Origin of the sequence: Wenyingzhuangia fucanilytica (genome assembly GCF_001697185.1) — a bacterium.
GTDB classification, from domain to species: domain Bacteria; phylum Bacteroidota; class Bacteroidia; order Flavobacteriales; family Flavobacteriaceae; genus Wenyingzhuangia; species Wenyingzhuangia fucanilytica.
Map to the genome: position 1 here is coordinate 2,592,393 of NZ_CP014224.1, position 20,708 is coordinate 2,613,100.

Annotated in this window: 10 protein-coding genes and 1 tRNA gene; 3 read left to right on the top strand and 8 right to left on the bottom strand. The window is 31.9% G+C overall.

All coding sequences use genetic code 11. The annotated features are described in order from the left end of the window. Positions 1-7: 7 nt before the first annotated feature. From AXE80_RS10410 to AXE80_RS10440, 7 genes are all read right to left on the bottom strand, one after another. Positions 8-1,420, bottom strand: a complete 1,413-nt coding sequence (locus AXE80_RS10410) for a sulfatase family protein (RefSeq protein ID WP_083194651.1) — start codon at positions 1,418-1,420, stop codon at positions 8-10. A 120-nt stretch (positions 1,421-1,540) separates the two neighbouring features. Then, on the bottom strand, positions 1,541-5,578 hold the full coding sequence (locus AXE80_RS10415) for a two-component regulator propeller domain-containing protein (RefSeq protein ID WP_206208119.1): 4,038 nt from the start codon (positions 5,576-5,578) through the stop codon (positions 1,541-1,543). A 22-nt stretch (positions 5,579-5,600) separates the two neighbouring features. After that, positions 5,601-6,917, bottom strand: a complete 1,317-nt coding sequence (locus tag AXE80_RS10420; RefSeq protein ID WP_068827021.1) for an alpha-L-fucosidase — start codon at positions 6,915-6,917, stop codon at positions 5,601-5,603. A 6-nt stretch (positions 6,918-6,923) separates the two neighbouring features. Beyond that, a complete protein-coding gene (locus AXE80_RS10425) occupies positions 6,924-8,228 on the bottom strand; it encodes an alpha-L-fucosidase (RefSeq protein ID WP_068827023.1) in 1,305 nt (434 codons plus the stop codon). Positions 8,229-8,232: 4 nt separating this feature from the next. Beyond that, the gene (locus tag AXE80_RS10430) at positions 8,233-10,557 is read right to left on the bottom strand and encodes a GH92 family glycosyl hydrolase (RefSeq protein WP_068827025.1); all 2,325 of its coding nucleotides are present in this window, start codon (positions 10,555-10,557) and stop codon (positions 8,233-8,235) included. Positions 10,558-10,760: 203 nt separating this feature from the next. After that, a complete protein-coding gene (locus AXE80_RS10435; protein ID WP_068827027.1) occupies positions 10,761-12,410 on the bottom strand; it encodes a RagB/SusD family nutrient uptake outer membrane protein in 1,650 nt (549 codons plus the stop codon). An 18-nt stretch (positions 12,411-12,428) separates the two neighbouring features. After that, positions 12,429-15,503 (bottom strand): SusC/RagA family TonB-linked outer membrane protein, encoded by a 3,075-nt coding sequence (locus tag AXE80_RS10440; protein ID WP_068827029.1) that lies wholly within the window; start codon positions 15,501-15,503, stop codon positions 12,429-12,431. A 240-nt stretch (positions 15,504-15,743) separates the two neighbouring features. On the opposite strand from AXE80_RS10440, the gene AXE80_RS10445 reads away from it, so the two are divergent. The 3 genes from AXE80_RS10445 to AXE80_RS10455 all read left to right on the top strand — a co-directional run bounded on the left by AXE80_RS10445 (position 15,744) and on the right by AXE80_RS10455 (position 20,411). Next, positions 15,744-17,126, top strand: a complete 1,383-nt coding sequence (locus AXE80_RS10445; RefSeq protein WP_068827031.1) for a 3-keto-disaccharide hydrolase — start codon at positions 15,744-15,746, stop codon at positions 17,124-17,126. Positions 17,127-17,132: 6 nt separating this feature from the next. Then, positions 17,133-18,482 (top strand): Gfo/Idh/MocA family oxidoreductase, encoded by a 1,350-nt coding sequence (locus AXE80_RS10450; protein WP_068827033.1) that lies wholly within the window; start codon positions 17,133-17,135, stop codon positions 18,480-18,482. Between the two features lie 108 nt (positions 18,483-18,590). Continuing rightward, positions 18,591-20,411 (top strand): family 78 glycoside hydrolase catalytic domain, encoded by a 1,821-nt coding sequence (locus AXE80_RS10455; RefSeq protein ID WP_068827035.1) that lies wholly within the window; start codon positions 18,591-18,593, stop codon positions 20,409-20,411. 60 nt (positions 20,412-20,471) lie between these two features. On the opposite strand, the gene AXE80_RS10460 is transcribed toward AXE80_RS10455, so the two are convergent. After that, a tRNA-Met gene (locus AXE80_RS10460) sits at positions 20,472-20,544 on the bottom strand. Positions 20,545-20,708 lie beyond the last annotated feature (164 nt).

Sequence of the window (20,708 nt, forward strand, 5' to 3'; positions counted from 1 at the left end):
GTTATTACTACCATTGATAATCATTTCCCTCTCTACTTAACCTCCAAGATTCTTTAACATCTTCAAGTTCTGCAACCATCTTTTTTAACAATTCAGGTTTTTCTAGTGCTAAGTTGTTTTTTTCTTCAGGGTCATTTTTTAAATCAAAAAGCATCATTTTATCTCCTTTGTCTGGAATACAAATTTTATACTGACCTTGAATATATGCATACAACTCTGTGTTTTTATACAAACGTTGATATCCTGATGCAAATGCAGTTTCTCTTGTTTTAACTTCTCCATTTAAAACAGGTTGTAAGCTTACTCCATCAAGGGGTATTTTTTTGTTATTAGAAATATTTAAGACATCTAAAATTGTTGGAAAATAATCATTTGTCGTTGCCATAAAATCAGACACAATTCCTTGTTTTATATGCTTTGGCCACCATGCTAAAGCAGGTACTCTTAGACCACCTTCCCACATTTGATGTTTATGTCCTCTATATTTTCCTGCCGATGCAATCCCTTTTTTAGCCAACGGATCCGCAGGGCCATTATCACTACAAAAAAAGATTATGGTATTTTCATCAACATCATTGTCCTTTAAAAAAGTTTTTAAACGACCAATTTGCTCGTCCATAGCAGTAATGGCTCCATAATAATGTTGTTTTCCTATAGGTAAGTTTGGATATTTTGCTAAATACTCTGGCCCAGCAACTACAGGTTCATGCGGTGTATGAAACCAAATTGTAGCAAAAAATGGTTTTGCTTTAGAAATTGATTTTTTGATAAATGGAATAGCCCTATCCATAATAATACGACTATCATCACCTTCTAAATTATCGGTAGCAGGTTTTCCATTTTCTATATAAATAGAACCTCCCCAAGAGCCATCTTTTTGCGCTCCCCAACTAGTCCATCCTTTTGGTGTTTTTGTAGGGTTCCACGTTGGCACAGCACTTTTAGTTGCAAAAGTTTCATCATACCCATGATGCCATGGTGGTGAATAATTCCCTCTTGATTCAATTTTATCAGGTTCTAACCAACCTAAATGCCATTTTCCCAAAAAACCTGTTTGGTATTTTTCTTTTTTTAAAACTTCTGCAATTGTTTTTTCTGCTGGTCTTAAAGCTCCTGTATGGGCTGCAAAAATCCCTTGTCTAAATGGGCTTCTTCCTGTTAACACACTTGCGCGTGTTGGAGTACAAAGTGGAGCTGCTGCATAAAAATTGGTAAACTTTAATCCTTCCTTAGCCATTAAATCTAAATTGGGAGTAATAATTTCTTTATTTCCGTTAAAACCTACATCTCCATATCCCAAATCATCAGCCATGATAAGTATAATATTTGGCTGTTTTTTCTCAGATTCTTTTTTTTGTGCAAACCCTAATAATGCTGTTAAAAACAGCACAACAAGCAAACAATCATTTTTTTTATTCATTATTCACAATCTTTTTAAGCCTTTTTTATTTAAAACTTAAAGATATATTTATAATACTACATTTTATAAAAATTGATTACTTAATCAGAATGAATTTAAAAGTGATTTAAAGTGTAAAACCTACTTTAGCAACTTGCTTGGCGGAAAACCAAATTGTTTTTTAAAACATCTACTAAAATACAAGGGATCGTTAAAACCAACAAGATTTGTAACTTCTGAAACGTTGTGTTTTTTAGTTTTTAATAGAGTGGCTGATTTTTTTAAGCGGATAGTTCTTATAAATTCATTAGGCGATAAATCTGTTAACTCTTTTACTTTTCTATATAATTTTGAAGAACTTACCCCAAGTTCCTGACATAAAAAACTAGTACTTAAATCTATATTATGAATATTTTGTTCTATTAGATTTGTGATTTTATCCATCAAATCTTTATCTATAGGCGAGTGTGTTAACAAGCTAATTTCACTTTCTACTTCGCCAGAAAACTTGGTTTTTAATTCTAACCTTGTTTTGATAACATTTTCTATTACTGTTTTTAGCAATGCAGGATCAAAAGGTTTTACCAAATACCCATCTGCACCAACATCATATCCTTTTACTTTATCTTTATTTTCTGATAAAGCAGTTAATAAGATGACAGGAATATGACTAATAAATTCATCATTTTTTAACTCTTTACAGAATTCCAAACCATCCATAATAGGCATCATTACATCTGCCACACATAAAGCTGGTTTTATTTGTTTACAAAGCTGTAAACCTTCTTTACCATTTTCAGCCTCATAAACTTTGTAATAGCCCGACAAATAATCTATTAAATATTTACGCAGTTCTAAATTATCCTCAATAACCAATATTTTTTCTTTAATATTGGTATTGGTGGTTTTGTTTTGTTGTTGAATTTTAGGTAGAATTATTTCTGTTTCGGTGTCTTTGCTTTCTACAAATTCAAAAACCTCTTCTTTATTGTAAAACTCTCTATCAATAGGAATAATAACTGTAAATAAACTTCCTTGGTTTGGAGTACTTTTTACTTTTATTTCTCCTTTGTGTAAATCTACCAATGATTTTACCAAAGAAAGACCTATACCAGATCCTGTATTATTTTCTTTACTGTTGGTAGCCTGGTAAAACCTTGTAAATATTTTTTCTTGACTTTTTTTAGGAATACCTATTCCATCATCACTTACTTCAATAATTAAATATTTATTATCTGTATTTTTTACTCCTACATACAATTCTACATTTCCGTGTTTGTTGGTAAATTTAATAGCATTAGACAGCAAATTATATAAGATTTTATCGTATTTATCTTTGTCTATCCAACCAAACAAACTCTCTATTTCTACATTAAAATTAAATTGTATTTGTTTGTTGTAGGCAAACTCTTTAAAAGAATCAAAAATGTTTTGAGTATACTGTAATACATCTGTTTTAGACACCTTTAATTTTAACTCTCCTGTTTGAGCTTTTCTAAAATCTAACACCTGATTCACTAAATTGAGCAACCTACTAGCGTTTTGATGAATTAAATGATATCTACTTTTTTGGTAATCGGTACTCTGTACTTCTTCTTGCTCTATTAATTGTTTGGCAGGCCCTAAAATAAGTGTTAAAGGTGTTCTTAACTCATGAGATATATTGGTAAAAAACCTTAATTTTTCATTATTTAATTTGACATCTCTTTCTCTATTTACTTTTTCTGTAACAAGCTCTTGCTTTAACCTCATACGATTTTTAACCTCTTTTCTTACCAAATAAATAATAAGAGCTATGAGTAATAAAAACAATATTAACGCCTGATAGGTTAACCAAAAAGGACGCTCTATAGTAATTTTATAAGTAACAACATTACTCCAATAACCATCGTTATTACTAGATTTTATTTTAAAAAAATATTCACCCGGAAATAAGTTAGTATACTGTACAGTTCTAGAATTGCTAGAGGTATTTACCCAAGTATCATCAAACCCTTTTAGCATATACTCAAACTTATTTAAGCGTTCGTTGGCATAGGATGGTGTAGAAAATTGAAATGAAAAGTTTCTGTTTTCATAGCTAAGATTTATATGTTTTATTTCATTAAAATCTTTCTTAAGCGGAATTTCTCCATTTATTTCTTTTCCAGGTAAAATAACTTGATTGTTGATTTTAATCTCGGTAATAACAGGAGTAGATGACTGTTTGTTTTCTTTAATACTATAGGGAGAAAAGTATATAATTCCATTTTTACCTCCCAAATAAATATTAGATTTCCCAAAATTGAAAAACCCTCTAGAACTAAAAAAATCTAACCTATTTCCACTATTTACATGGTAAATATTATAGCTATTTCTTTTAGTATCTATTTTAGCAACACTGTTATTATTTAGGTTTAACCATAAATTTTGATCTGCATCTAACAAAAAGTCTGTAACCCATTTATTGGACAATTCACTAAAGTAGTTTAAAGGCATAAATTGATTTTTCTCTTGATTAAAGTAACTTAATCCTTTACGAGTTGCTGCCCATAATTTACCTGTACTATCAAAAATAATATCGCTAACATTATTGTGTGGTAAACCTTGTTTATTTTGTAATAAAGATTGATAGGTTGTTATTGATTTTGATGATATATTATATTTAACCACTCCTAATTCTGTGGCAAACCACATATTTCCATTGTTATCGGTTATCATTTTGTTGATATCACCATCATCTAACAAAACTGTATTTTTTACCACCCTATTAAAGGCATCTAGCTCAACTATTTTAGCACCTTGACCAAAAGAACCGACTACTAATTTATGTTCATCTAGTTTATAAATATCAGAAATAGCTACTTGATCAAATCCTACTTCTATTTCGGTAGACTTATGACGAACATAATCGTATATCAATACTTTTCCATTCCACAATCCACAATAAAATATTTTACCGTCTTTTGAATGAATACTAGCAATATCTTTTTGATTATTATACAAAGGTACAAATCGTTCTTCCTCTTTAATAAAAAGTCCGTTATGCCTTGTTGCAACAACTATTTTACGATCATGCGTTGCAGAAAAACCTCTTATTCTTGGAGCCTGCTCCCCTATAAACTTAGAAATATCTTTGCTAAAATTAAATTGATTTTCAAAAGGATCATACTTATCTAAACCATTTTCGGTACCAATCCACAAAACTCCAGAACTATCAAAATGTAGGGCAGAAACCAAATTATCAACCAAAGATGTTTGATTGGTTAAAACAGAATAATGCCATCTAAAATTTCCTTCTGCAATATCTTCTAAATTATCGCACGCTAACAAACCACCTAAAGTTCCTAACCAATATTTTCCATCTGGCGCTTGTGCTACCGACACAAAATAAGGCCCTAAAGCGTATCTAATTTCATTATTCTTTATATAAAGATTATCAAATTTATTTTCTTGCTTATTAAATTTATACAACCCTTTTCTTGTCCCTACAAAAACATCTTTCTTGGCGTCTTGATAAATAAAATTTAAATAGGGATTTTTTTCATCAGTAAAAGGAACATTTAAAGTATAAGTAGTTGTTTGTAAAATACTCCCTTTGTGATTTAAAGTAATTTTTGCCACCCCTGCAGTAGCAAAACTCCCAATCCAAATATCCCCAGAACGATCTTCAAAAATTTCTTTGATATAGTTAAAATTAGGAAGGTGTATTTTTTTAAAACTTTGTTGATCTAATGAGAACAAATAAAGCCCTTTGTCTTTAGTCCCTACCCAAACACGCTTAAATTTATCAACATAAACTGCTCTTACCTCATCATCGGGTAAACCATTTGGATTTGATCCATCATTTAAAAAAGTAGTAAATTGATGTGTGTCTAACTCTAATAATGTCAACCCTTTTCTAGTTCCAATCCACAAATGATTGTTTAACTCATCAAACTCCAAAGCAGTAATATCATCACTATTGATTTCATTACTTATTTCTGAATTGCTTAAATAGGTTTTAAATTCATAACCATCAAAACGATTTAAACCAGAAAAAGTTCCAATCCATAAAAAACCATGTTTGTCTTGGGTGATGTGTCTGATAGAATTATGAGACAAACCATCATTATCATTATAATGTTCAAATTTAATATCCTGTGAAAAAGAACTCCACGCGAACATTATCACCACAAGCATGACGATTTTATGTATCATCTATTTTTTTTATTTGATAGGTTTACTTTTCTACAAACTCAACATTCGTCAATTTTACCACTACTGGATTAGGCCATATTTTATTGTTATAAACCCTGTGAGCTCTACTTATAGATATTTCTAAAACATCTTTGTGCTGAATAAAATAAGATTCTGGAATATTTTCTGGCCAATATTCTACAACCTTATCATTCTGACCTAAAACTGAAATTTTGGTATCCTTAGTAGATTTGATATACTTAAGAATAAAATTCCTCCTAAAACCTTTAAACCAGTGTTGTTGATTGGTTATAAAAACATAAGCTGTATTTTCATTTTTTGATTTGGTAAACCATAAATCTCCTTCTTTAATAATGCTTGGTACGGTTCTTACATTTTTAACACCTTCGTTATTTACGTACATCCAAAGGGCAATTTCCCTTAACCTTTCTTCTTGCTCAATAGGAATTTCTCCGTTTGGTTTAGGCCCAACATTCATTAAAAAATTTCCTCCTTTGGCTCTAATTTCTATTAATTTCTTAATTAAATCTCCTCCATCTTTATAAGTTTCATTGGTTGGTTTGTATGCCCACTGAGTTCCCATAGTCATACAGGTTTCCCATGGACCTGGCATAGGTCCATCTGGTATTTTTTGTTCTGGTGTTTGCATTTCACCTCTTGTAACTACAATATTAGGATCTATACTATGTACAAATTGTGCCATCGGTTTGGTATGGAAAGCATCAAAAAACATTACGTCAATGGGTCCATAATTTTTAATCAATTCTTTTACCTGACGTTTATCATACTCAAATAATTCTTTGTTTTTAGTTATCTGTGTCATCTCTCCTTTACGAGAAATTAAATGTCCTTGTTTATGTATAAAACTAAAATCTTCTGGAGAAAAATAAAGTCCTACTTTTAAACCATACTTTCTAAGAGATTTTACCAACATGCCCGTAATATCTTTTCCATAAGGCGTGTTCATAATATTAAAATCTGTTGTTTTGGTATCCCACATACAAAACCCATTGTGATGCTTTGTGGTAAAAACTACATACTCTGCTCCTGTTAACTTAAACAATCTTGCCCATTCATCGGGATCAAATTTATTTGGATAAAAAGTTTTTGGAAGCTCTTCAATATATCTTTTTACATAATCCTCTGAGGCTCCCACCATGGAATGACTAATTACACTCCCCAATTGAGAATCCATGCTCCAATGCACAAAAATACCAAAGCCCATATCCATAAACTTTTCGTTGAGTTCTGGCTTGTTTTTTAGCTGACCAAAAGAGTTAAAAAAGACACAAATTAATATTGATAAAACGAAACTTTTATTTGCTTTTATATTTTTCATATTTATTTACTTAAACTCAACATTCGTCAATTTTACCACTACAGGGTTAGGCCAAATTTTATTATTATAAACCCTATGAGCTCTTGTAATAGATAGTTGTAAATTTCCGTTTTCTTGTACCTTAAACTTAGATTTTGGATTGTTTTTTGGAGAATATTCCACTACCAAATCATTTTGTCCTAAAACAGAAATTTCCGTTTCTTTTGTTGGTTTAATTCCCTCTACAAAAAACAACCTTCTTTTACCTTTAAACCATTCTGGCTGATTGGTTATAAATACATAAGCCGTATTTTCATCTTTTGCTTTGGTAAACCACAAATCACCTTCTTTTATAGCTCCTGGAACTGTTCTTACATTTTTTACAGCTTCATTGTTAATAAACATCCAAAGGGCTATTTCTCTTAACCTTTCTTCTTGCTCAATAGGAATTTCGCCATTTGGTTTAGGTCCAACATTCATTAAAAAATTTCCTCCTTTGGCTCTAATTTCAATTAACTTTTTAATTAAATCTCCTCCATCTTTATAAATTTCGTTGGTTGGTTTGTATGCCCACTGAGTTCCCATAGTCATACAAGTTTCCCATGGTCCTGGCATGGCTCCATCTGGAATTTTTTGCTCTGGTGTTTGCATTTCTCCTCTTGTCACTACAATGTCTGGATATTTTTGATGCACATATTGCACTAAATTTTTCTTAGAAAAAGAATCAAAAAAAGCTAAATCTATTTTTCCGTATTTCGTAAACAATTCATCTAATTGTTTTTTATCATACTCAAATAACTCCTCATTTTCTGTTACTTGAGTCATAGCACCTTTTCTAGAAATTAAATGCCCTTGTTTGTGAATAAAACTAAAATCTTCTGGAGAAAAATAAAAACCTACTTTTAAACCAAACTTTCTAAGAGATTTTACCAACATACCTGTAATATCTTTTCCGTAAGGGGTATTCATAATATTAAAGCCTGTTGTTTTAGTATCCCACATACAAAACCCATTATGATGCTTTGTGGTAAAAACCACATACTCTGCTCCTGTTAACTTGAACAATCTTGCCCATTCATCGGGATCAAATTTATCTGGATAAAAAGTTTTTGGAAGTTCTTCCATATATCTTTTTACATAATCTTCTGAGGCTCCTACCATAGAGTGACTAATTACACTCCCTAATTGAGAATCCATGCTCCAGTGAATAAAAATTCCAAAGCCCATATCCATAAACTTTTCATTTAGTTCGGGTTTGTTTTTTAACTGGCTAAACGAGTTTAGAAAACTCAATAATAAAATTAAAAGCGTAAAATTCTTTTTTAAGTTCATTGTATTATTTGTTTGGTTGATTGGTCATTTCTAAATTAAGCTCTCCTCCGTTTACAATATCAGTATGTTTAATGGCCATTTTTGTTATTCCTTGTTCATTAAACATGGCTTTTTTTACAAAAACATTGTTGGTATTATTATTTTCTGCCTTTATTACAAACTTATCTCCTTTGTAATAATCAGGGTTTAAGTGAATGGTTATTTTGTTAAATATAGGACTTCCTATTTGATATTCTGGATTCTCTTCCGTTCCTCCATTCATCTGAAACAATCCTATTTTCATTAACACACTTAAACTACCCATCAAACCTTGGTCTTCATCACCATTATATCCTGATGCAGGAGACAAACCACTAAAAGCTTTATTTACTACTCTTCTAGACCAATATTGAGTTAAATCTGGTCTGTTTAATTGATGAAACACAAAAGCCGTTTGTATAGAGGGTTGATTTCCATAATTTACAGGAATACGTCTATATTCTGGATGTAACTCTTGTGCATGAGAATTTCCTGAAGTAAAATTTAATTTCTCTGCATTTACAAATTGATGATTCAATTTTGTAACAGCTGCAACTTCTCCTCCCATCAACTTAGCCAACCCTATTAAATCATGAGGCACAAACCAAGTAGATTGAGTAGCATTTGATTCTATAAACCCAACTTTTACTTTATAAGGATCAAAAGGATGCAACCACTTTCCATCAACATCTTTAGGCCTCATCCAACCTGATTCTTTATCATATACATTTTGATAATTTTTAGAACGATTCATAAAGTATTCATAATCCTCTTGATGATTTATTTTTTTTGCCAATTGAGCTAAAGTCCAATCTTGGTACGCGTACTCCATCGTTAAGCTAGCTCCATCTTGATGTCCTCCAAACTCTCCTTCTGGAATAGGATATGGAACATAATTTTGATTGATATAATATTTTAATCCACCACCTAAATTTGTATTGTGTTCGTATCCAGATCTTCCCATAATTCCGCCCAACATATGATTTTTCTTTAGCGCCTTATAAACTCCTTCTAAATCTTCTTTAATAATTCCTTTTTGTATGGCTGTTACTAAAAAAGGAGTTGAAGACGCTCCTGTCATTACATAGGTATAATTTCCTCCTGATGGACCGCGAGGAATAATTCCGCCATCTTTATAATATTGCATTAAAGAATGGGCAAAATCTTCCATAATCTCTGGATAAACTAATCCCCAAAGTGTATTCAAAGTCCATTGAGCCCCCCAAAAAGAATCGGAATTAAAGTGATTGAATTTAGGTATTCCATTTTCATCTAAAGGTAATTGCCCAATTTTAAATTCATTTGTGGTGTTATCTGGGTAAGCTCCATTAGCATCGTTAATAATTCTTCTTCCTTGTAAGGCATGCCATAAATCTGTATAAAACCTTCTTTGATCTTTTTCAGTTCCTCCTGCTACCTCAATTCTTCCTAACAAATCATTCCACTCAGTTTTAGACTCCTCTACTACTTGATTAAAATCCCAATGAGGTAATTCTTGTTCAATATTGTTTTTTGCATTTTCTATGGATGTGTAAGAAATCCCAACTTTCATTAAAATCTCTTCTTTGTCCCCTTTTAAATTCACCAAATAATTTTCTGTTTCATCGTCTTTTTTTATTCCAATGATATCTGAATTTAAGATTACTTTAAAATATACGGTTAAGGGTTTTGGTCTTCTATGAGTAGGCTTCATAACGACACTTCCCGAAAGTTCGTTTTTATTATTTAGGTTTAATTTTCCATCTATATTTTCACATGGTCCCAACATGGTATTTAAGTTAAAAAGCACTGCCTTTTCTTTATTTTTGGGAAATGTATATTGATGAAAACCAACACGTTTGGTACTAGTTAATTCTGATATAATTTGATATCTATCTAACTTTACAGAATGATAACCTGGTTTTATTTTTTCTGTTTCATGACTAAATTTTGAATAAAAATCAGTGTACACTGATTTTTGGTTTGTGTCAGAAATTGTCACTGGCATTACGGAAACTCCTGACATTTGCCAAGCATGAATATGGCTAAAACCTTTTATAGTATCTGTTTTGTATCTGTAACCGCTCCCCCAAGCCCCTCCTATTTGATTGTCTGGACTTAAATTCACCATCCCAAAAGGTCTACTTGCAGAGGAAAAGAAAAACCATCTAGAATTTTCCGTATCCAACTGAGGATACACTTTTGAAGTATAATCTACTGATTTAACAGTTTCTGAATTTGCTTTATTATCATAACTATTACAAGAAGTAGTTAAAACAAACACAACACTAGTTAAGTTAACTATGTTTTTTATGATATGGTTTAATTTCATTATTTCTTATTTTAAATATCAATTTAATTTTCTTGTATATAGTTAAGCCCTAACAAATACTTAAAAATAGATTGTTCTGTTGATTACTTGTTCTAAATATAAAAAGGAAAATAGTACATAAAAAATAGGCAGGCAAAACATTCACCTGCCTAATTCTAAAACTAAATTAACTTAAAAAAAACACCTTTAATTTTCCCTTTTTATTAATACTTAGGGTTTTGCTTCATTGTGTCTGGAGATAAATCTAACTCTCTAGTAGGTATTGGACGTAATAAATGCTTAGTAGCATCAAAAGCTCCATGATCTATCACATGAGGATTATACAATTCTATACGCTCTTCTAATTTCCCCATACGTTTTAACACTGCCCAACGATTGGTTTCTCCTGCCAATTCTAAAGCACGTTCTTCTAAAACATCATCTAAATCAATAGTTAAATAATGATTGATAACTCCTGTAGCACGTTCTCTTACTCTATTAATATGGAACAAAGCCTGAACGGTATTACCAGCCCCTAAAAAAGCTTCAGCTGCTAATAAATGTGTTTCTGCAACTCTAAAAACAAAAGTATCTCTAGCTCCTCCATTTTCGTCAAAATAAACCTCATCATCAAATTTTTTCATGATTGGAAAGTTTACAAAATATGGATTTGATGAATATGTGTAATTTACTCCCGCAATATCATCTGGCTTACCCCACAGGTATTCATCTGGTTGAAATACCCAGTACCTATCTAACTTATCGGTAAGCTCCGCTACATCTAGTGCTTGTTTTGGAAAATACACCAAGGTATCACCAGGTATAATTACATCTGATCCAACTGAAAACCCAGGTTCGTCTGCATAAATTACACGATGTATGGTTGCATCTTCACGTGTATCATTATCAGCAAATAACGAGTAAAAATATGGTGTCATCATCAAACCATCGCCTTGTACTCCATATTGATTTGAACGACTAACTCCTGGATAATCGAATAAATTGTACATAAATAAAGAGTGCTTATTGTTATTTCTATCTCCAGAAAACTCATTATTCTCCCATTGTGTTGCAAATAAAATTTCTGGATTTACCTGATTATCATAATCAAAAACTTCTGCAAATGTTTGTGTTCTAATATCATACCCATCTATAGCCTCAACAGCCAAATCTGCAGCAGTCTGAAAATCATTTGTTCCAGCATAAGATTTGTAGGCTCTGGTTAAATATACTTCTGACAATAAGTGTTTAGCAGCTCTTTTAGAGAAACGTCCTGTTTGAGGATCATCTTCTAAACCTGGAATAGCAGCTTCTAATTCAGTTATAATTAGGCTAAAAGTTTGTTCTTCTCTAGCACGAGTATAATCATTACGAATACTTAAAGGCTCCTCTAACTCTAAAACTACACCTCCATATTGAACAGCCAAATTAAAAAAGGCCAATGCTCTTAACGCTCTTGCTTGAGCAATACCGTAAGCTTTTTCTTCTAATTTATTATTACTCCAACTTATTTGAGTTTCAAATCTATTGATAGCTGTATTTGCCTTGGAGATTACATTGTAATTACTACTCCAAACACCATTGGTTATAGGAGCTACCATATTGTTATAATCATTACCACTACTAAAAGAAAAAACTTCGGTTTTGGTCGTAAAAAGATCAGTTCCTTCAAATTTATATGCATGAGTTCTATACACGCCTCTTGTAGCAGCATATACTCCAACGATTAATTGATCTGCATTATTTTCATCTATAAAATTCTCACTTGTTACAGAAGAATATGCATCTTCCTGAATAAAATCATCACAGGAGTTTAATAGCATCGAAAAAGCTAACAATGCTAAAACTGGTTTTATTTTTTTATATATTTTCATCTTTGATAGGTTTAAAAATTAGTATGCTAACTTAAGTCCGAACAATACTGTTTTTGTCATATAACTTGCGTTATATGTATTATTCATTCCTGTTTCAGGATCTGGTCCGGCATAATCAGTAAACGTAAATGGGTTTTGTACATCAACAGTTAACCTAAGACTTGACATCTTTAATTTATCTAGTACATCTTTAGAGAAATTATATCCTAATCCAATGTTACCGATTTTAACAAAATCGAAATCTGTATAATAATCATCACCTGTTGATCCATAATGAGCCGCTGGATTCTTAGCATTTTGATTATTAGGTGTCCAATAATCTAATTTCACCTTATTAAACTTAGCTCTATCATTTTGCCAAGGAGCAAAATTGTTATAAAATTCTGAATGCCCATAAACTCCTTGTCTTGTGTGCATTTGTATTGATAAGTCTAAATTTTTGTAGGTAAAAGTATTGGTCATTCCTCCAATCCAGTCTGGAGATACCGATCCAATTACGGTATTGTCATCTTGGTTTAATACACCATCGTTATTCTGATCTTTGTATTTCCATTTTCCTGGAAAACTATTGTATTGGTGTGCTTCTGCAGCTTCATCTAACTGCCAGATTCCAATCATCTCATAACTATAAATAGCATCTACAGGTTGACCTACCTGAAGTACTCCATGATTTCCATATGGAATTTTATCCAAAGTACCATCTAACTCTAAAATTTCATTTTTATTTCTAGCAAAATTTATACTTGTAGACCATTTAAAATCTTGTGTTTGAACATTTACAGTATTTAATGTTAATTCCACCCCTTTATTTCTTACAGACCCATAGTTTCCTATCGCTGTTCCATAACCAGTAATAGATGATAGTGCTTTTCCTAAAATAGCATCAACCGTTTTTTTATTGTAAACCTCCAATCCTAAACGTATTCTGTTTTGAAAAACAGCTACATCTAAACCAAAGTTAAATTCCTTTGAACGCTCCCAAGTTAAATCGTAATTAGCCAAACCTGCTACTTGCACTCCATTTACATGATCTGATCCAAATGGATAATCTGATCCATTTAAGAATGCTAATGATTGGTATGGACTTGCTGAATCATCATTTCCTGATTCCCCATAACTTAAACGGAACTTAAGATTACTTAACCAATCTACATTTTGTAAGAAATCTTCTTGACTTGCTTTCCATGCAAAAGCTGCGGATGGGAAAAATGCCCATTCATGACCGACTGCTAATTTAGAAGAACCATCATATCTTCCTGTAAAGGTGAATAAATACTTATCTCTAATACTATAGTTTAACCTAGCAGCAAAAGAAGCTAAAGTTTCTTTTACATAGTTTGTGTTATAAGCCATTACATCTAAACCAGCACCTGTGTTATAAAACTTATAGGCATCTGTATCAAAGTTTCTGGTTTCAATTTTACTATTTTCATCTTGTCTATAATATAAAGAAGAGACTAAGGTTGTTTTTAAATTATGACCTTCTGCTACATCAAAATCTACATCTATTATATTATCCCAAGTATAAGAACTATCAAAATAAGCATCGTAATAAGCTCTAGTACGTGATGCTTCATTTCTAGCAGATTTAGTTAACAACCCAAACTGTTGTCCATGACGAGTCGCTCTTAAATTAGGAGCGAATTGAGTTTTAAAGTTTAACCAACTTGTTGGCTTATAGTTTAAAAATACATTAGAAATAACATCTAAAGTTCTTCTATTATTTAACCATGCATTATCATAAGCTTCATAATATGGGTTGGTAAAACGTCCATCTTGATCGTCTGGAAACATGATAAGATTTCCTTGTGGGTCACGAGGATTTACTGTAGGAGCCAAACGCAAGGTACTTCTAAACAACTCATTACTTCCTGTTTCTCTTTCAGAAAGAGACAAATAAGCTTTTAAACCTAAAGTAAACTTTTCTGTTACTTTTTTAGAGATCGAAGTACTTAAGTTGTAGCGTTCAAACACTTGATCCCCCATCACTCCTTCGTCTCTTAAGTATCCTATAGATCCGTTATAAGTAAGACCATTACTCCCTCCAGACATTCCAACACTATGGCTTGTTTGAAGACTTGTTTTTAAATAATCATTCTGCCAATCTGTATAACGACGATTCGCTACATTGTCTGCTTCTTCGTTTGAAGTTCTAAACTCACCTGAAAAATCTACTGCCAAATTATTATAATCATCTACTGTAGGATAAACTCCCGCACCAAAATCAAAAAGTCCTTGCCAATTTCTACTTCTAATTACATCTTCTACAAAAGCAACATATTCATCACCATTAAACATCTTTGGTTTATTAGCTACAGAATTTATCCCCACAGTTGCTTCATAAGTAAAAACAGTTTTTCCTTCAATACCATTTTTAGTTGTAATCAAAACCACACCATTTGCTCCTCTAGAACCATAAATTGCAGTAGCAGAGGCATCTTTTAAAATATCTATTTGTTGAATATCAGAAGGGTTTAAAATATTGATATCATCAAAGAATACTCCATCTACTACATATAAAGGTTTTGATAAATCATCTTCAATATTATCACTTAACCCATCACGAGTAGCATCTGTATTCTGAATTTTGGTATTCCCCCTAATATCTATAGAAATTGGAGCTCCTGGTTTGTTATTATTAACCCTAACATCAACCCCAGCTACACGCCCTTGTAAAGCTTGACCAATATTGGTTTTCTTTTGCTCGGTAATAGTTTTATTATCTAAAGAAACTACTGCTCCTGTTAAATCACTTTTTTTAACAGAACCATAACCAATAAGTACCACTTCGTCAAGTTCAGATGTATCCTCTATTAAAGATACATTTAAGTTAACCTGACCATTATATACCACAGAGTGTTTTTTAAACCCTAGATAAGTAAACTCCAACTCATCACCTTTTTCTAATGAAATTTGATACCGTCCATCAAAATCCGTAACCACACCTGTCGAGGTTCCCTTTATCACAATACTAACTCCTGGTACAGGCATTTTTTGGGAATCTGTTACAATCCCCCCTACTTTGCTCTGTGCCCATGTACTGGTTGTAAAGCCAACCAATAAGACAACCAATAACATTTTTAGTTTTTCCATATTTATAATTTGTTTAGTTATTAGTTGCTAATTTATCATCAAAACAAAGTTTAGATATGGACATAATAGTATTATTAATGGATATTATTGCCAAATTCATAAAATCAAAAACATTGCTAATCAAAAACTATCAAACAATGAGAAATACTTAAAAAAACATGGTTTTGAATGAAAAATCCATACATAAACAACAAAAAAAATATACTTTAGCAATCAATTATTGAAATAAAAAATTAAAACATGAAAACTTTAACATTGATCAACAAGTCATTATTGTTGCTTAGTATTACATTCTTATTTAGCTGTAATAAGAAAGACAATACTCCATGGGTAAAACTATTTGATGGAGAAACATTAAACGGTTGGCACCAAAAAGGTGGAAATGCAAAATACACCGTAAGAGATGGAGCAATTGTTGGAAGCACCATACACAACACTCCAAATTCTTTTTTAACTACAGACAAAACTTATAGTGACTTTATATTAGAATTAGATTATAAAGTAGATCCTAGTATGAATTCTGGAATACAGATTAGAAGTAATAGTTTTCCACATTATAGAGACGGAAGAGTACATGGTTATCAAGTAGAAATAGATCCATCTGAACGTGCTTGGAGTGGAGGTATTTATGATGAAGCAAGACGTGGTTGGTTAAACCCACTAGATAACAATCCGGCTGCACAAAAAGCTTTTAAACAAAATGAATGGAATCACTATAGAATAGAAGCTATTGGAGATACCATAAAAACATGGGTAAACGGAGTTCCTGCTGCTTATTTAATTGATGAAAAAACAAGTGAAGGATTTATTTGCTTACAAGTACATAGTATTCACTCTAACAAAAAAGAAGGAACAGAAATTGTGTGGAAAAACATTAAAATTTTAACAGAAAACGTTTCTAAATACACTACCAAATCCACTATTGATCCTATTATTGCTAAAAACCAATTAACCATTGATGAAAAGAAAAAAGGTTGGAAGTTATTATGGGATGGAAAAACAACCAACGGTTGGCGTGGTGCTAAACTTGATAAATTCCCTGAAAAAGGTTGGGTTATAGAAAATGGAGAGTTAAGCGTATTATCATCTGGAGGAGCAGAATCTAGAGCTGGAGGTGATATTGTTACGAATGAATTATTTAAAGACTTTGAATTAAAAGTTGATTTTAAAGTGACTCCTGGAGGTAATAGTGGTATTAAATATTACGTTGATACAGAAATCAATAAAGGATCTGGTTCTTCTATAGGTTTAGAATATCAAATTTTAGATGATGACTTACATCCAGATGCAAAATTAGGAAACCACGAAGGAAGTAGAACGGTTAGTTCTTTATATGACTTAATTCAAGCAGATGTTAACAAACCTATCAACCCTGTTGGAGAGTGGAACACAGCGCATATTATTTCTAAAAACAACCATATTGAACACTGGTTAAACGGAACTAAAGTTTTAGAATACGAAAGAAAAAGTGATCATTTTAGAAAACTAGTTTCTGAAAGTAAATACGTTAAATGGCCAAACTTTGGAGAATTAGAAAAAGGTCAAATTTTATTACAAGACCACGGAGACTTGGTTTCTTTTAAAAACGTAAAAGTTCGTTCTATTAACCCTACTAAAGAATAAAATAACATGAGTACAAACAGAAGAGATTTTATAAAAAAAGCAGCGATTGGTGCTGTTGGAATTAGTTTAGGTTCAACCTCTGCAAATGCAATGAGTGCTAAAAGTTATTCTAAAATTATTGGAGCTAACGACAGAATAAATGTTGCTATTCAAGGATTAGGAAGACGTTATGGTTCCTACATGAAACCTATTATGGATAAAAAGAACAATATTGAATTAAGCTACTTGTGTGATGTGATGAAAAGTCAACGTGATAAGGCAGGGCAAAAAGTTAGAGAAGAAAGTCATCACAAACCAAAACTAGAAAACGATATTAGAAAAGTTCTTAACGATAAAGATGTAGATGCTATTTTTATGGCTACTCCAGATCACTGGCATGCACCCGGAGCGTGTATGGCTATGCAAGCGGGTAAACATGTTTATTTAGAAAAACCTTGTAGTCATAATTTAAAAGAAGGGGAATTATTAATTGCCTACCAAAAAAAGTACGGAAAAGTAGTGCAAATGGGTAACCAACAGCGTTCTTCTTTACAATCTCAAGAAATTATAAAAGACATTCACAACGGAGTTATAGGTGATGTTTACAATGCCATTGCTTTTTACACGAGTAAAAGAGGTCGTGTTCCTAATCAGGTACAAACAGCTCCTCCAGAGGGATTAGATTGGGATTTATTTCAAGGACCAGCTCCTAGAAGAGCCTATACAGATAATACTTGGGACTACAATTGGCATTGGTACGGATGGGATTATGGAACTGCAGAAATGGGTAACAATGCAACGCATGAATTAGATATTGCTCGTTGGGCTTTAGATGTAAAATACCCTGAACATGTTGATGTAAGATCTGGTAAATTCCACTACAAAGATGATGGATGGGAGATGTACGATACTATGGAAGCTACTTTTAGATTTGGTGGAAATAGAACCATTCAATGGGACGGACGTAGTAGAAATGGTTACGATAAATACGGTGCCGGTAGAGGTACTATTATTTACGGTTCTAACGGTTCTGCTTTTATAGATAGAGATGGATATAAATTATATGATATTAAAGGAAAATTAGTTAAAGAAAATATAATTCCAGGCTTAGAAAATGGAAACGCTCTTGGTGGAGGTGGTGGTCTTACAGTGGCTCACACTTTAAACTTTTTTGATACCATTAGAGGAAAAGCTGAATTAACCTCTCCTATTGAGCAAGGAGCTATTAGTCAAATGTTAACTCATTATGCAAATATTGCCTCTAGAATAAATCAATCTTTTGATGTTGATGAAAACACAGGACGCATATTTAATAGAGAAGCTATGAAATTATGGTCTAGAGAATACGAGCCAGGTTGGGATATTAAATCTGTGTAAAACATAACTCTTCATCATTTTAGTTTATATAACTTTATTGCTTATAAAACTTAAAACAGCTTACTAAAATAGTAAGCTGTTTTAAGTTTTTAATAAAATCAATTCTTCATGAAGAAACACATATTATTACTCTTCCTTACTCTTTCTTTAACTCAGCTTAAAGCACAAAATATAGATTTAAAAACTTCAAATTTCTCCTCTAAAAACATCACAAAAATTAAAGAGGGGCATTATTTAATTGATTTTGGAAAAGCTTTTTTTGGTAATGTAGAAATCTCTTCTAAAACAGCCCAAAACGATTCAATTATCTGTCGTTTGGGAGAAAAACTAAACAATAATATCATTGATAGAAAACCAGGAGGAACTATTAGATATCAACAAGCAATCATCAATCAATTACCCAAAAATCAACCTATTTCTCCAAAACTTAACCCTGATAAAAGAAATACTGGGAAAGCCGCTATTAAACTACCCGATAGCATAGGAGTTATTATGCCTTTTAGATATTTTGAAATTGAAAACTTAAAAGTTCCAGTTACAGATTTAAACATCACACAAAAAGCAGTTCATTATCAGTTTAACGACCATGCTAGTTATTTTTTATCCTCAAACGAAACAATGAATGCTGTTTGGGAAATGTGCAAACACACTATTAAAGCAACTAGTTTTACAGGATATTATGTTGATGGAGATAGAGAACGTATTCCTTACGAAGCTGATGCATACATCAATCAGTTAAGTCATTACAGTGTAGACAACGAATATTCTATGGCTACAAGAACAAATGAATATTTCATCAATCATCCTACTTGGCCAACCGAATGGTTACTACATACTGTTTTATTGTTTTATCAAGATTATATGTACACTGGCAATCTTGAGCCTTTAAAAAAACATTACGAAAATCTAAAACTAAAAACACTTATGGATTTAGAACGTGCCGATGGCTTAATTAGTTCTAAGTCTCCAAAATTAACCTCAGAACTAATCAAAAAACTAGGTTTTAAAAAGGCAAACACCAAAATAAAAGATATAATAGACTGGCCTCCTGCACAAAAAGATACAGGTTGGAAATTAGCAACTGCCGAAGGAGAAAGAGATGGCTACGAAATTGTTGATGTAAACACTGTGGTAAATTCATTTTACTACTACAACTTAAAGTTAATGAGTAAAATAGCTGGGTTTTTAAATAAAAAAGAAGATGTGCTTTTATTTACTAACAAAGCTAGTAGAGTTAAAAATACCATCAACCATAAATTATTTGATACCCATAGAGGAATTTATATTGATGGAGAAGGATCAAACCACGCATCGTTACATGGTAATATGCTACCATTAGCTTTTAGATTAGTTCCTGATGAACATGTAAAAAGTGTTACTGACTTTATAAAATCTAGAGGAATGGCTTGTAGTGTTTATGGTGCTCAATATTTACTTGAAGGATTGTTTGAGTATGATGAAGCTAAATATGCCATAGCATTAATAACCAATACTGAGGGAGATAGAAACTGGTGGAATATGTTAAAAGTAGGGTCTACAATGGCCATGGAGGCTTGGGACTTAAAATACAAACCAAATTCTGATTGGAATCATGCTTGGGGTACTGCTCCACTAAACATCATTACTCGTTATATGTGGGGTGTAAAACCTAAAACACCAGGTTTTAAAACAGCTACTATTCAACCTAAATTAGCCGATTTATCATTCTCTAAAATAAAAATCCCTACTCAAGTAGGATTTATCCTTGCAGAACATAAAACAACTAAAAACGAAACTCTATATAAAATAACAATTCCCAAAGGGATGACAGCAGAATTTATATTCCCTGACAATTATGCTAAAGCTTATATAAACCATAAAAAAATTAAAAAGAGTAGTTACTCTAAAATTTTAAATAGTGGTTCTTATGAGATAAAAGTTGTTTTATAAAAACATTTCTAAATCTAAATAAAAAAGGCTTCACATATTATGTGAAGCCTTTTTGCTTAGTAGCGGGAACTGGACTCGAACCAGTGACCTTCGGGTTATGAGCCCGACGAGCTACCTACTGCTCTATCCCGCGATTTGGATTGCAAATATAAGTGATATCAACGATTCTCACAATATTTAAATATTATTTCTCAACAAAAAAAGCTAACTTACTATTGAACAATAACTTAAATAAAACACGCATAACACCTATATACAAATACAAAATAGACACCAAAAACAACACTTAACAAGACT